The organism is Streptomyces crystallinus (assembly GCF_039521265.1).
GTDB lineage: Bacteria > Actinomycetota > Actinomycetes > Streptomycetales > Streptomycetaceae > Streptomyces > Streptomyces crystallinus.
The window spans coordinates 44,093-56,148 of sequence record NZ_BAAACA010000063.1 but is presented as its reverse complement, the minus strand read 5'-3'; the positions used below and the strand labels follow the sequence as shown (position 1 = coordinate 56,148).

General features: G+C 70.0%; 14 protein-coding genes. 3 read left to right on the top strand and 11 right to left on the bottom strand.

The features are described from left to right. The 4 genes from ABD236_RS32550 to ABD236_RS32535 form a co-directional block, all read right to left on the bottom strand. A partial coding sequence (locus tag ABD236_RS32550; protein ID WP_344080441.1) for a 2-oxoglutarate dehydrogenase E1 subunit family protein occupies positions 1-300 on the bottom strand: 300 nt, incomplete at its 3' end. Between the two features lie 258 nt (positions 301-558). Continuing rightward, the gene (locus ABD236_RS32545; RefSeq protein WP_344080438.1) at positions 559-1,713 is read right to left on the bottom strand and encodes a sensor histidine kinase; all 1,155 of its coding nucleotides are present in this window, start codon (positions 1,711-1,713) and stop codon (positions 559-561) included. Further along, positions 1,710-2,447, bottom strand: coding sequence for a response regulator transcription factor (locus ABD236_RS32540; protein ID WP_067163879.1), 738 nt, complete (start codon positions 2,445-2,447; stop codon positions 1,710-1,712). The genes ABD236_RS32545 and ABD236_RS32540 overlap by 4 nt, the downstream gene beginning before the upstream one ends. 84 nt (positions 2,448-2,531) lie before the next feature. Next, positions 2,532-3,218: a spermidine synthase family protein gene (locus ABD236_RS32535; protein WP_344080433.1), complete on the bottom strand. Its 687-nt coding sequence runs from the start codon at positions 3,216-3,218 to the stop codon at positions 2,532-2,534. Positions 3,219-3,432: 214 nt separating this feature from the next. Here ABD236_RS32535 and ABD236_RS32530 point away from each other — a divergent pair, with 214 nt between their 5' ends. Then, a complete protein-coding gene (locus ABD236_RS32530) occupies positions 3,433-4,278 on the top strand; it encodes a rhomboid-like protein (protein WP_344080430.1) in 846 nt (281 codons plus the stop codon). Here the strand turns inward: ABD236_RS32530 and ABD236_RS32525 are convergent. Further along, complete coding sequence (locus ABD236_RS32525; protein ID WP_344080427.1) at positions 4,237-4,791, bottom strand: hypothetical protein; 555 nt, start codon at positions 4,789-4,791, stop codon at positions 4,237-4,239. The two genes, ABD236_RS32530 and ABD236_RS32525, sit on opposite strands and share 42 nt — an antisense overlap. After that, positions 4,788-5,444 (bottom strand): GNAT family N-acetyltransferase, encoded by a 657-nt coding sequence (locus tag ABD236_RS32520; protein ID WP_344080424.1) that lies wholly within the window; start codon positions 5,442-5,444, stop codon positions 4,788-4,790. Before ABD236_RS32520 ends, ABD236_RS32525 begins: the two co-directional genes overlap by 4 nt. 234 nt (positions 5,445-5,678) lie before the next feature. Between ABD236_RS32520 and ABD236_RS32515 the strand changes: the two genes are divergently transcribed. Together ABD236_RS32515 and ABD236_RS32510 are read left to right on the top strand one after the other, a co-directional pair. Further along, on the top strand, positions 5,679-5,927 hold the full coding sequence (locus tag ABD236_RS32515) for a DUF3027 domain-containing protein (RefSeq protein ID WP_344080421.1): 249 nt from the start codon (positions 5,679-5,681) through the stop codon (positions 5,925-5,927). Positions 5,928-6,064: 137 nt separating this feature from the next. Next, positions 6,065-6,475 (top strand): Imm10 family immunity protein, encoded by a 411-nt coding sequence (locus ABD236_RS32510; protein ID WP_344080418.1) that lies wholly within the window; start codon positions 6,065-6,067, stop codon positions 6,473-6,475. 77 nt (positions 6,476-6,552) lie between these two features. On the opposite strand, the gene ABD236_RS32505 is transcribed toward ABD236_RS32510, so the two are convergent. From ABD236_RS32505 to ABD236_RS32485, 5 genes are read right to left on the bottom strand one after another with little or no spacing between them, the layout of a single operon-like run. Continuing rightward, positions 6,553-7,032, bottom strand: a complete 480-nt coding sequence (locus tag ABD236_RS32505) for a hypothetical protein (RefSeq protein WP_344080415.1) — start codon at positions 7,030-7,032, stop codon at positions 6,553-6,555. Next, positions 7,029-8,186, bottom strand: coding sequence for a hypothetical protein (locus ABD236_RS32500; RefSeq protein ID WP_344080412.1), 1,158 nt, complete (start codon positions 8,184-8,186; stop codon positions 7,029-7,031). Before ABD236_RS32500 ends, ABD236_RS32505 begins: the two co-directional genes overlap by 4 nt. Beyond that, entirely contained in the window at positions 8,186-9,274 is a 1,089-nt protein-coding gene (locus ABD236_RS32495) for a TniB family NTP-binding protein (protein ID WP_344080409.1), read from the bottom strand. The genes ABD236_RS32500 and ABD236_RS32495 overlap by 1 nt, the downstream gene beginning before the upstream one ends. Continuing rightward, positions 9,271-11,295 carry a Mu transposase C-terminal domain-containing protein gene (locus tag ABD236_RS32490; RefSeq protein ID WP_344080406.1) on the bottom strand — a complete coding sequence of 675 codons (2,025 nt, stop codon included), beginning with the start codon at positions 11,293-11,295 and terminating at the stop codon, positions 9,271-9,273. The genes ABD236_RS32495 and ABD236_RS32490 overlap by 4 nt, the downstream gene beginning before the upstream one ends. Then, positions 11,295-11,960: a TnsA-like heteromeric transposase endonuclease subunit gene (locus ABD236_RS32485; protein ID WP_344080447.1), complete on the bottom strand. Its 666-nt coding sequence runs from the start codon at positions 11,958-11,960 to the stop codon at positions 11,295-11,297. Before ABD236_RS32485 ends, ABD236_RS32490 begins: the two co-directional genes overlap by 1 nt. Positions 11,961-12,056: the final 96 nt, after the last annotated feature.

Genomic DNA, 12,056 nt, shown 5'->3' with positions numbered 1-12,056 from the left:
CGGAGCCTGGGCGGCCGGGGCCGGTGCCTGCGGGGCCGGGGCGGCGGGGGCGCTTACCGCAGCCCCCGCGGCTGCGGCGGGAGCACCCTCTACGGGCTTGTCCGCCGTGCCGGTGGCACCCGGCTTGTAGTCGGCGAAGAAGTCCCACCAGGCACGGTCGACCGAATTGGGGTCCTGGAGGTACTGCTGGTAGATCTCGTCGACGAGCCACTCATTGGCACCGAAGCCGGCTGCAGGGTTCTTGCCCTGCCCGTCTTGGTCGGTCGAGACGCTCGAATTACTGGGGGACTGAGACGACACGGCGGCAACCGCCCTCTTCCGCTTCACAAGGTGATGGACAGCGGGAATCAAGGCTACGCCTCCCTGGCGTGGAGGTGCAGACCGGGCGTGCCACAGTCGCGTAAGTCACACCGGAAAGCGAGTTTCGGGGCAGGATTTGGCGGGAAACAGATCAGGTTCTGCTCGTGCGCGGGTACGCCACAGCGCGGTTGCGGCCCCTGAGAACCACATCCCCTGACTACCCACACGCAGAACGTGCGCTTCCGGTTCGAGCCTACGTCAATTCGCTGTCCGGGGTGCCCCCGGAAGGGTGACCTGGATACGGCATCCGCGCGTCGATTCGGCCACGCCGATGTGGCCGCCGTGCAGATCCACCGCCCAGCGGGCGATCGCCAGCCCCAGGCCGGTGCCGCCGTCGCTGCCCGGCCCGTGCGGCGCCGAGGCGTCGCCCCGGTTGAACCGCTCGAAGACCCGGTGCCACTCGGACTTGGGGATGCCCGGGCCCTCGTCCAGGACCTCCAGGTCCAGCGACTCGGGCTGCGGGCCGCGCCGGGCCCGTACGGTGACGCGGCCGTGCGGCGGCGAGTGCTTGACCGCGTTGTCGATGAGGTTGGCCACCACCTGGTGCAGCCGCTCCCGGTCCGCGTACGCGGTCAGCTCCGGCGGCGAGACGTCCAGGTGCAGATGGACGTCGGTACGGGTGTGGTTGCCGGAGCCGGAGGAGAGCCCGCGCCGGGAGGCGGCGAGGTTGGCCTCCTTGAGCACCCCGGACAGATACGGCCACACCTCGAAGCGGTGCGCCCGCAGCGGGACGACACCGTTGTCCAGGCGGGAGAGGTCCAGCAGGGTCTCCACCAGGCGCCCGAGCCGCTCGGTCTGCTTCAGGGCGGTGCGCATGGTCTCGGGGTCGGCGGCCGAGACGCCGTCCACCACGTTCTCCAGGACCGCCCGCAGCGCCGCGATCGGCGTACGCAGCTCATGTGAGACGTTCGCCACCAGCTCCTTGCGGTGGCGGTCCACCGCCTCCAGGTCGTCCGCCATGCGGTTGATGGTGGAGGCGAGGTCGCCGAGCTCGTCGCGCCGGTCGGCGCCGCGCACCCGGCGGGTGTAGTCGCCGTGCGAGATCGCCCGGGCGACGGTGTTCATCTCGTCCAGCGGCGCGGTCAGGCCGTGCGCCACGAACTGGGTGATCAGCAGGGTGGCTATCACCGAGAAGACGGTGATGAACCGCAGCTCGGTGCGGGTCTGCACGGCCACCATCAGCAGCCCGGTGGTGATGAAGACCGAGACCACGACGAGCGAGCCGAGCTTCGTCTTGATGGAGATGGAGACCTCCCTCAGCCCGCCCCGCAGCCCTTCGCGCACCCGGTCGCGCAGCCGGGCCCCGCTCCGCCGGACCCGCCCGCTCACCGCCCCGGCCGCCGCCCGGCTCATGGCGCCGGGGTCTCCAGCGCGTACCCGACGCCATGGACCGTGCGGATGCGCTCGGCCCCGATCTTCCGGCGCAGCGCCTTGATGTGGCTGTCCACGGTCCGGGTGCCCGAGGCGTCCGCCCAGTCCCAGACCTCCGCGAGCAGCTGCTCGCGCGAGAGCACCGCGCGCGGGGTGTTCGCCAGACAGCTCAGCAGGTCGAACTCGGTGGGCGTCAGGTGGACGTCCTCGCCGCGCACCCGCACCCGGCGCTGCGCGTGGTCGATCTCCAGCTCGCCCAGGCGCAGGATGCCGGTGCGCGGGGTGGCCGCCGCCAGCGTGGCCCGCTCGACCCGGCGCAGCAGTACGTGCACCCGGGCCGCCAGCTCCCGCATGGAGAACGGCTTGGTCATGTAGTCGTCCGCGCCGACGCCCAGGCCGACCAGCATGTCCGTCTCGTCGTCGCGGGCCGTCAGCATCAGCACCGGGACCGGCCGGCGGGCCTGCACCCGGCGGCATACCTCCAGGCCGTCGAAGCCCGGCAGCATGATGTCCAGGACCATCAGGTCCGGCTGCCACGCCTCGGCCGTGTCGACGGCCGCGGGGCCGTCGAGGGCGGTCTGGACCTGGAAGCCCTCGGCCCTCAGCCGTGCCGCGATGGCGTCGACGATCGTCGTGTCGTCCTCGACGACCAGCACCCGGCGCTGGGCGCCGGGGGTGGCCGCTACGCCGTTGTGGGTGGTGTGTGCCTGCTCCATCGCCCCGCCCTGATATTGCTTCCGGGGATCCGTGGGGTGATCCCCTGTGTCGGTCAGAGACTAGAGGCACCGGCCGCGTCCCGGCTACGCAGGGCGAACGGCGAGATGGACCACGTCAGGGACGCCCCGGGCAACTGTGATCTCTTCGGTCCTAACCCCGTGGAATCCGGCATTACGGAGAGCTTCCTCGAAGGCGGGCGACGGCCGCGCCGACCAGACGGCGAGCACTCCGCCGGGCGTGAGCCGGTCCCGGCAGGCGGCGAGGCCGGCGGGGGAGTAGAGGCTGTCGTTGCTCTCGGTCACGGTCCAGTCGGGCCCGTTGTCGATGTCCAGGCAGAGCGCGTCGTAGGTATCCCGACCACCCGTCACATGGGCGACCAGATCGGTGTGCAGCACCTCGGTGCGGGGGTCGGCCAGGGCCGCCTCGGAGAGCGCCGCCAGCGGCCCCGAGCGGTGCCAGTCGATGACCGCCAACTCGCGTTCCACCACGGTGATCCGGCCCCACCGCGGGTCGGCGGCGGCGTGTGCGAGGGAGAAGCCGACGCCGAGCCCGCCGATGAGCACCGAGGGCCGGTGGCGGCCGGCCGGCAGCGCCTCGTACGCGGCGTCCACCAGCAGCCTCTCGGAGCGCCCGTCGGAGGTGTCCATCAGGAAGGTGCCGTTGGCGATGATCTCGAAGTGCGGGCCGCGCCGTCTCAGGACCACCTCCCCGTACGGTCCCTCGCGGCGGTCGAGGACGACCGGCTCGGTGATCGGGTCGGCGATGGGCATCGAAGGACCTCCTCAGAAGCGGAGCGAACGGCTCGGGGGCTGACGCGCGGCCTGCGCCGAAGGTTGTCCAATGTGGCACAAGTCATAGACGCGGACGGGAGCGTTCGCAGAGGGTGAGCGTTGTACAAGCGTAGGCAGCAAGGCCGGACGATCACCGGCGTGGCTTGTGGTTCCGGGTGCGAGTGTGCGGCGCCCGGTGGAAGGGGCCTCACCGGTGCACCCTGAACGAACGCGTGAGCAGGCGCGGCTGCTCGACGGCATCCCGAGCCAGCGGCCGACGGCCGTCCGGGAGAAGACGGCGGACGAGACGTCGGAGGGCGGGGACATCGCCAGAAGCGCCGCGCCGGCCGAGGTGCCCGCCGGGCCGGGGGCGCGCGCCTGGGGGCGCCGCGCCGTCCAGTTGCTGCCCACTCCCACCGGCACGCCCTTCACCTTCGCGTACACCCTGCTGCTCTTCGCCACCTCGCTCTACGCCGAGTTCGGCGACCCGGACACGGTCCGCACGCTGCTCGAAGGCTCCAGCACCGATGTGCAGCACCTCAGCCGCACGCCCGTGCTGGTGATGATCGCCAGCGCGCTCTGGATCGCGGGCGGCATCTCCTCGCCGTGGGCCGTCGGCTTCGTCTTCATCCTCACCGCGCTGGAGCGCCGCGTCGGCGGGCTGCGCACGGCCGGGGTGTTCCTGCTCGGCCATGTGGTGGCGACGCTGGCCACCGAGGTGCCGGTGGGCGTCTCGGTGATGGCGGGACAGCTGCCGGACTCCTCGCTGCACCGCCTCGACTACGGCATCAGCTTCGGTCTGATGGCGAGCGTCGGCGCGCTCGCCGGGCTGCTGCGCCCGCTGCTGCGGTGGCCGCTGCTGGGTGTGATGGCCGTGCTGCTCGTCCAGGACCTGCTGGACATGGCGGATCCGCTGGCCAGTTGGGGCCATCCGACCGCCCTGCTCGTCGGTGTCCTCTGCTGGCCGGTGCTGCGCCGGGCAGACCGGCGCGGGGCCGCCCGGCGCGAGAGGGAGCCGTCAGCGGTAGCCGACGGGCAGCTGGGCTCGTACGTCCCGTAGCGCCTGGCCCTGGTGCCCGTCGTCGGTCAGGACGACGTGCCCGTCGTACGTGAACTGGTACATCAGCGCGTCGGCCACCGGCCTGCCGGTGGGGCGCGGCGGCAGATGCGCGAAGTCCGCGCGCTCCAGGGCGGCCCGGAGCTTCGTCAGGGCGTCGGGCGCCAGCTTCCCGGTGGTCTGTCGGCCGTCCCGGCGGGTCGAGGTGTACGAGCCGTCCTCCTTCACCACCAGCTCGTTGTGCAGCCCCGCGAACCCGCCGCTCACCACGAGCGCCATCAGCTGCCCGTGCCGGGCGGGCGGCGGGGGCGTGTCCGTCGGGGAGGTGCCCGGCGCGGTGGCGGGCGGCGAGGTGGCGGGCGGCGAGGGCTGCGCGCTCAGACTCGTGCTCGGCGCCGCGGTGGGCGGCTTGGAGGCGCCGTCCGCGGACGAGCTGTCCGAGTCGCAGGCCGTCGCCGCGAGCAGCGTGACGAGCAGAAGTGCTCCGGTGGTCGTGGTCCTGCCCGTGAGGCTCATGGAGCCGAGGATGCCGGATCGGTGGGAGCGAAGTACAGGCTCGCCATGGGCGCGTGCGTCGTCCAGCCCAGCGATCCGTACAGCGCCCGGCCCTCGGGGGTGGCGACCAGGACCCCGGTGGTGGCGCCCGCCGCGTGGGCGCCGCTCTGGAGCGTGCGCATGACGACGCCGCCCAGGCCGCGGCGGCGGTGCTCGGGCGACGTCTCGATCTGGTCGGCCACGGCGGTGGTGCCGGTGGGGGCGATCTGGCCGCGCGCGGCGAAGTGCCCGGCCTCGGTGCGCACCAGGACGCGCAGGACGCCCCCGGTGGTCCAACGGGTCAGCGTGTACCCGGCCGGGACCGCCACCTCCTGCGGGGCGAGCGGCACCGTCATCAGGAAGCCGGGCTGGTCGAACTCCCAGCCGGGCCCCACCCACGGCCGTACCGTCTCGTCGTCCGCGAAGAGCTTCAGCCAGGTGTGCGGGGCGGTCGTCGCCTCGACCAGCTTGCGCACGGACGCCTCGTCGGGCTCCGGGAGCACATGCCGGCAGACCTGCTTGACCTGGCCGACGTCGACGGTCCACCCCCAGGGCTCGGCGACCGGCGCCGCCGCGCCGCGCGACACCACCCACCCCTTGGTCCAGGCCTCGACGAGCTCCGCTACCGACTCCATGGCTGCCCCCTTGCGCAGTGACGATACGAGTAATGCGAGTAATAGTCTTTCGCAGTCAGTGACTATTACAATATCCTTTGCAAGTGATGTGTGCGACATCACGACTCGATGGCCTGGGGCTCGCAGGAAACAGTTAGCGGCGAGACCCAGGTTCCGTGCAGATTGACCTTGCGAATCCGGCGAGAGGGTGGGGAACCGATGGCTTCCGGCGGGCATCAAGCAGGTGGCGTGGGGATGGATGACGGCGAGGTCCATGGGCGCTGGTTGCGGCTGCTGAATCGCTCCACTGGAGAGGCCGGATATCGGGATGAATGGTTCGACGAGCAGTGCGGCGGGTGCAGGTTCTGGATCGCGCTGCGGGGAGAGTTGGGCCTGGACTGGGGGGTCTGCACTCGTGTCGACTCGCCGTTCGACGGACGGGTGCGCTTCGAGCACGACGGTTGCGAGCGCTTCGCCGTTCGCGAGGATGGAACGTTCGGCTGAACGCGTGGCTAGGACGGCCTCTTCGTAGCCCGCTGTAACGGCTTCGTCTGACCCTGACTGAGCAACGGTTTGGAGTGGTCGATGACGTCGACGCCCCTCCTGCGAGCCGTGTCTGACCACGCTGATACAACCTCGTCATGACGTACCGATTCACTGCTCGTGTCGCCAGCACGGAGATCGATCCTGACGGCTACTTCACCGAGGCAGGCCTTTCGGAGCACGAGGATGGCAGCGGCTTCATCCTGATGTTCATGGCAGGTGAGGAAGAGTCCGACGACCAAGAAGTCGAGCTGGGAATGGACACGCACTGCCTGGTCACTGCTGACCAGGGGACCGCCTACGGCTGTGTTCGTGAAGCCGTCCTGGACGGCAACGTGCTCCGCATTTCGCTGGATCCCGAAGCGCTGGAGAGTCTTCGGTTGAACGAGGGCGAGATCGAGGCCGTCATCGAGGCGCCGGGCGAAGACGTCGCGCGGTTCCGGGAGGTCCTCGCGCAGGTGCTCACCTATGGGCGAGTGGACGCCATACCCACGCTGCTATCGGTCTGATGAGAGGGGTGGGGTCAGCTCAATCGGTTCCTCCCCGACGCAAGATCGGGACCCAGGTATGTCGGCTGGAGGGCTTCTCAGGCGTCGGTCTGGCCCGGGCCGTCGTAGTAGCCGGGCCGGGCCAGGAGGACCGTAGTGAAGTAGTAGCCCTGCTCTTCATGGGGTTCGTCGTCGGCTTCGAACGGGCGCCAAAAACTCAGCAGCAGATCCGGCGCGACGAATGACGCGGGGTCCTCTGGATCGGCAGCGATCGTCGTCAGCGCGGCCATGCGCCTCACGACTTCGCGGGCCGGTAGGCCGAAGACGTCGATGCCGCGGAAGAGGACGGCGTCCGACGAGTTGGCCGGGCGTCCGAACTCCACCGATTCCAGGCGGTCGCGCATGCATCCAATGCTGATCATCAGGCCGCTCGGTCGGAAGATGTGCTGCCCCGGGCGGTCGGACGGCGAGACAACTGTGGGCTCGCGCATCGACTGGAGTGCGCTGTCGGCTTCCCGACGCGGCATGCCTATGTGCAGCGGTCCGACTCCGGTGGGAGGAGCGAGCTCGAAGTTCATGGCTGCATGGTGCCACGGGCGACTCTCGGGGCTGGATTGAGCTTTTGGCGCTCTCGTGCCGTTGTGGTCTGCATCAGTTCGTCGACGCGGGCGCTGTGCCAGATCACGCCTTCGAACTTCTCGTAGGCGGGGGTCCAAGCACGGGTGAGCACGGGTTTGAGGTGGTTGTGGAATAACAGGTTCCGTCCCGCGTTGCGACGAGTGCGACTGAACCACAGAGCGCTCTTTTCCTGGCGCTGTTCGTGGCCGCGGTGGCGTTCGGGGAGTCGGCCTTGCGTGCGGCCGGGTCTGAAGGTGACGAGGGGGTTCGACGGCGGTCGCCATGCGTCCGTGTCGGCCCAGTGAGCGATGGCGTCGCTGTGGTCGTGGCTGTTCCTGTAGGGGTAGTCGATGCGCTTGCTGATTTCGCCGTAGAAGCCTTCGCGTTCGGCGGCTGTGCCGCTTGCCAAGCGTCTCCACTGGGGTGAGGCAAGGAGGGCGGCAACCCTGACGGCTTCGGGATAGACGGCGGCGAAGAGGCGGGAGGTGCTGTACGACTTCTTGACCGTTTCGGGCGGGATGAGGACGTGGGCGCGTTCGTCCCAGGTGTGCCAGACGTGGTGCGGGTTTTCGGGAGGTTCCTTGCCCGTCCAGATATGCCCGCAGAAGGTGAAGGCGGTCAGCAGCGCGTCGTAGGTGGCGGCCCAGCCGTGCTGGCGCAGGATGCGCAGGTGCTTGCGCTGGGCGCCGACGATTTCTGGCAGGCCAGCCAGGCTGACGGAGGTCTGGTCGGCATCGGGCGGACCGATCCAGACGCTGTGGCGGGTGCAGACGTAGCGGTGGTGCGGCAGGAGTCTGGTGACTCTGCCGCCGGGGTGTTTGCTGTCGCAGTGGTGGCAGCCGGGTTGTGGCTGGTGGCGGAACATGGCCCAGTCGGGTTGTGGGGTCCGCAGTTCGGGCAGGGCGCCGGCGAGGGCGTGAACTGTCCGGCCGGTGACGGCGGCGAGCCGTTCGGGAACGACGACACGGCGCATACCGCCGGAGGCTTCGCGTTCGGTGACGCGACGCCAGAGGGCGTTGATGTCGAGGCCGTGGATGGTAGCCAGGCGGCCGATGTAGGAGGCGGCGATTTCGTGCTGTGCGGGTGGGACGGGGTCGGGCAGGCGGGTGAGCATCAGGCGACGCGCCTCCGGCGCGAGCGGGGCCGTTCGGGGGCGGTGAGAGCCTCGGAGCGTTCGGCGGCGAAGTCGACGGGCACTGTCTCCAGAAGGTCTTCGGTGATGCGCTCGCTGCCGTCTTCGATGGCCAGCACGGCGGCCCCTCGGATGAGCTGTGACAGGCTGCCGATCATGCCGCCGGAGCGGTGGTAGAGGTACTCGCTCAGGCCCGTGAGGCTTCCCGGCTGGTGGTCGTGGAGCCCCAGCATGGATTCCAGCGTGCCGACCAGGGACCGCCATGCGTTCCGGTCCGTGCCGGGGGCGTAGGAGAACGGGATGGCGGGGATGACGGTGAACCGCCCGGCGATCTGGCGGCCGCGGGTGCCTGCGAACAGGCCCTGGGCCTCGACGTCGATGCCCGCGTAGGCGAAGGTGGCGGGCAGCCTTTCGGCGAAGTACTTCAGCTGGTCGGAGGCTTCGGCGCCGGTGCGGGTGGCCAGGTTCAGGTTGTGCAGTTCGTCGACCAGGACGAGATCGACGTGGACGTGTGCGGCGGTGGCGCAGACCGCGTTGACCACGTCGGCGATGTTGAAGCGGGCGGGGAAGTCCAGGCCGAAGAACCGGACGAACTCCATGGCGAGCATCTTCGGCGTGGCGGCCGGCGGGACGGTGACGTAGACGACCGGGAGCCGGGAGCGGTCGTGCGGGTGGCGCCTGCGGACGGCGATCTCATGAGCCCGCCCGAGCTGGGACAGCGCGGTGGTCTTCCCCGTGCCTGAGGCGCCACTGATGATCACGCCCCGGCGGGCCGAGATCTGCTGCCGATTGAGCTGGACCAGGAGCCGCGAGGTGGCGACGACCTTTTGGATGGTCGGCGTGTTCACCAGCGGCAGGTCGGCGTGGTAGTTCCGGCGCCGTTCGTCGTCGTGCAGCTTCTCCTGCCGGGACAGTGCGGCCCGCTGGGCTGCGGTCAGCAGCGCAGGCGGGGCCGCTTCGTGCTCGACGAAGCGGCGCCACCCCTCCTTCGTGGTCAGCGGGCTGTCTGGCGGTGGCTCCTGCCCCCTCGCCTGCTGGGGGATGAAGGAGGCGCGGGAGGACCTGGTCATAGCCACCTTTCGGCTTCTGCGTGGGCGTCGAAGACACCGAACGGGATCACCTCGGCCGGTTCGGTGGTGCGGTCGGATGGTGCTGGCTCCGGGGCTCGCGGGGCGGGCGGCCGGTGCGAGGCGGCTCCGGCGCGTGTGCGGCCGGCCACCTTTGCGGTGCGGGTGTCGGGGCCGTGCTCGGCGCGGGGCAGAAGTGTGTCCAGGACCCGAGCCACCGCAGCCTCGTTGGTGTTGTCCAGGCCCGTCTCGGTGGCGAGGCGCCGTGCGTGCTGCCAGGTGAAATCAGCGAAGCGAGCGCTGACCAGAGGGAGATGCACCCAAGGGACGGTGACCCAGCCTCGGGGGGTGCGTACGAATACCTGGGAGAGGTCGTAGGGGTCGTAGTGCACTTCCCAGAGCCCGCGCTTGGTGGTGTGGCCGGAGTGCTGGCGTCGGAAGGGGCCCAAGTCCGGGGTGTCGTAGGTCCGGTAGCCGATCCGGATGCCGTAGTCGTTGATCGCCCGCCAGGACACCGGCAGCAGTTCCAGATAGTCCTCGCCGCGCAGGACCAGCGGCAGGTAGCCGCAGGCCGCGACCAGTGAGGCGTACTCGTCGTTCGGTGAGATCGCCTTCTTGGGTCGGTAGGGGTCGCGCAGGCTGTCGTGGGGGCGGGCCTGCCATCCGGCCAGCACCCACTCGTCCAGCAGGTCCTGGAGTTCGGGGATGGTCCAGGCCGCCTGGTCCTCGACGCGCTCGCCGCGGCGGGAGACGTTCGGGCCTGTGTAGCCGGCGAGGTGCTGACAGAACAGCGTGTTGATCGCGGAGAATGTCGCCTCCACGATCGCCTTGTCGGTGGGCGTGCGGGGTCGGGCGCGCTGGACGGAGATGCCCAGTCGGTTGCAGGCCCTTGTGAAGGTGTCGGACAAGAACACCTTCCCCCCGTCGATGACGATCGTGTCCGGCACGATCACTGGTTTCGCGGCGGCTTGTTGCATGCGCGCGTCCACGTCCAGCAGTCGCTTGTGCGGCATCCGGGACGCCGCCATCCGCAAGGACGCGGCCCAGCCCGGGCGCATCGGCTCGGGCACCAGCATCTTGGCCAGCAACAGGGAGGCATCCACCGCCTTGGTGCCCACCGGTCGCAACACAGCGGCGCAGATGGTGCGCGTGGCGACATCGACCGCGATCGTCAGGTCCGCGCGGGCCGTCAGCCCGGAGTCGAGCACGACCATCACGTCCAGCGGCGTGGAATCGATCTGCACCTGTTCGCCGGGTCGGGCAGCGAAGGTCGGCGTGAACGGCTTCTGTGGCCGGTTTGCGGTCTGCCGGCGGGTGACGGCCGAGCCGAAGGTGTGCCGTCCGGTGGAGAGCCGGTCCACGAGCTTGTAGAGGGTGCTGCGGCTCGGAATCGGCACCACACCCGGACCGTGCGTCTCCTCGATCTGTTTGATCACGCGGCGGATCAACCGTGAACGGGTGCCGGTGGACGCTGGAGTCTCTGCGGCGACGGCCTCCTCGATGACCGTGACCAGCCGGGCATCGGCCCGTCCCGTCGTGTTCGCGAGCCGGGTCGTGCGCTGGTCCACCAATCCCCACAGACCTTGCCGGGCATAGGCGTAACGCCGCCCCTGGACGGTGCGGATCCCGACACCGAGCTCTGCCGCCTTGGCTGCGTCGCGCTCGGCGAGGGAGCGGGTGGCTGGCTCGTATTCGGGCCGGGGGGTCGACCCGGGTGCCGCGTCCGAGGGCAGGCCCGTCTCCACCTCCACCACATGGCGTTCCCACTCCTGTGCGGCGGCCAGTACGGATGCTGGAACCGTGCTCAGCAGCCCCGACGGCTCCAGTTCGGGCAGCGGGTCCGCGCCGGTGACCGCGAAGTCTGGGGAGGCCATCAGGTAGGAGGCCAGCACCACGGTTTCCGAGCCGTCCGAGGAGCGGAGTCGTACCGAGGTCCCGGACAGAGCCACCACCTGATGATCAGTGTCGTCGAAGCTGACCCAGTCACCGGTTCGCAGCACGAAGGCGTCGCCTCGCAGCGGCATCAGCCCACCTCCGGCGAGACGACTGACGCGGCGTGCATAGGAACCGACAGATCCACCGCCAGCTCGTGCTGCCAGAGCAGGTGGAACAGCACGGGCAGCACGGCGATCGGATCTCCCGCGAGGCCGGCGCCGTCCATCAGCAGGCGAGGCTCGGCAAACACGTCCCGCAGGGTGGAGACGACAGGCTCCAGGCGATGCCGCGGGTGCCGGTAGCCCGCCAGCCACCGCACATTTCCGACCACGATCGGATCAGGTGTCCCGACCAGCCGGAAGTCCCACCCCAGGAGGTCACAGGCCCTCCGAGCCGCATCGAACTTCACCCAATCTCGCGGCTTGCGCCGGTCCGCCGGGCGGCAGTCGACCACGATCGCCGAACCGTCCTGGCGGCGGGCGAAGTAGTCGGGGGCGTGTGAGATGCCCTTGCCGTTCTCTGCGGCCCAGAACAGCCAGAACGGCTGGGACGACAGACCGGTCACCGACGGATCGAAGTCGAGCAGCATCACATGATCGCGCTCCAGCCACGATTCGTACCCGATGTGCCCGCCGACCGTCGAGGACCACCACAGCCCCGGCAGATGCCGCTGCCCCTTGTACGACTGGAACCCGCGTACGGGCAGCACGGACTCGAACCGCACTGCCCACGCGTCCGACAGCGGGCGTCGGATCTCCGATCCATCCGGATCGACGTACGCGACCTCAAAGCCCTCGGCAGGAGGCCCCGGCCACTCCGCCGGGTACAGCGTGCAATCCCTGGTCCACGC

Excerpts from the sequence above, each read along its gene's own strand:
- ABD236_RS32495 (WP_344080409.1), bottom strand. The coding sequence starts at position 9,274 with ATGACCAGGTCCTCCCGCGCCTCCTTCATCCCCCAGCAGGCGAGGGGG.
- ABD236_RS32490 (WP_344080406.1), bottom strand. The coding sequence starts at position 11,295 with ATGCCGCTGCGAGGCGACGCCTTCGTGCTGCGAACCGGTGACTGGGTC.
- ABD236_RS32535 (WP_344080433.1), bottom strand. The coding sequence starts at position 3,218 with ATGCCCATCGCCGACCCGATCACCGAGCCGGTCGTCCTCGACCGCCGC.
- ABD236_RS32545 (WP_344080438.1), bottom strand. The coding sequence starts at position 1,713 with ATGAGCCGGGCGGCGGCCGGGGCGGTGAGCGGGCGGGTCCGGCGGAGC.
- ABD236_RS32525 (WP_344080427.1), bottom strand. The coding sequence starts at position 4,791 with ATGAGCCTCACGGGCAGGACCACGACCACCGGAGCACTTCTGCTCGTC.
- ABD236_RS32505 (WP_344080415.1), bottom strand. The coding sequence starts at position 7,032 with ATGAACTTCGAGCTCGCTCCTCCCACCGGAGTCGGACCGCTGCACATA.
- ABD236_RS32500 (WP_344080412.1), bottom strand. The coding sequence starts at position 8,186 with ATGCTCACCCGCCTGCCCGACCCCGTCCCACCCGCACAGCACGAAATC.
- ABD236_RS32540 (WP_067163879.1), bottom strand. The coding sequence starts at position 2,447 with ATGGAGCAGGCACACACCACCCACAACGGCGTAGCGGCCACCCCCGGC.
- ABD236_RS32515 (WP_344080421.1), top strand. The coding sequence starts at position 5,679 with ATGGATGACGGCGAGGTCCATGGGCGCTGGTTGCGGCTGCTGAATCGC.
- ABD236_RS32510 (WP_344080418.1), top strand. The coding sequence starts at position 6,065 with ATGACGTACCGATTCACTGCTCGTGTCGCCAGCACGGAGATCGATCCT.
- ABD236_RS32520 (WP_344080424.1), bottom strand. The coding sequence starts at position 5,444 with ATGGAGTCGGTAGCGGAGCTCGTCGAGGCCTGGACCAAGGGGTGGGTG.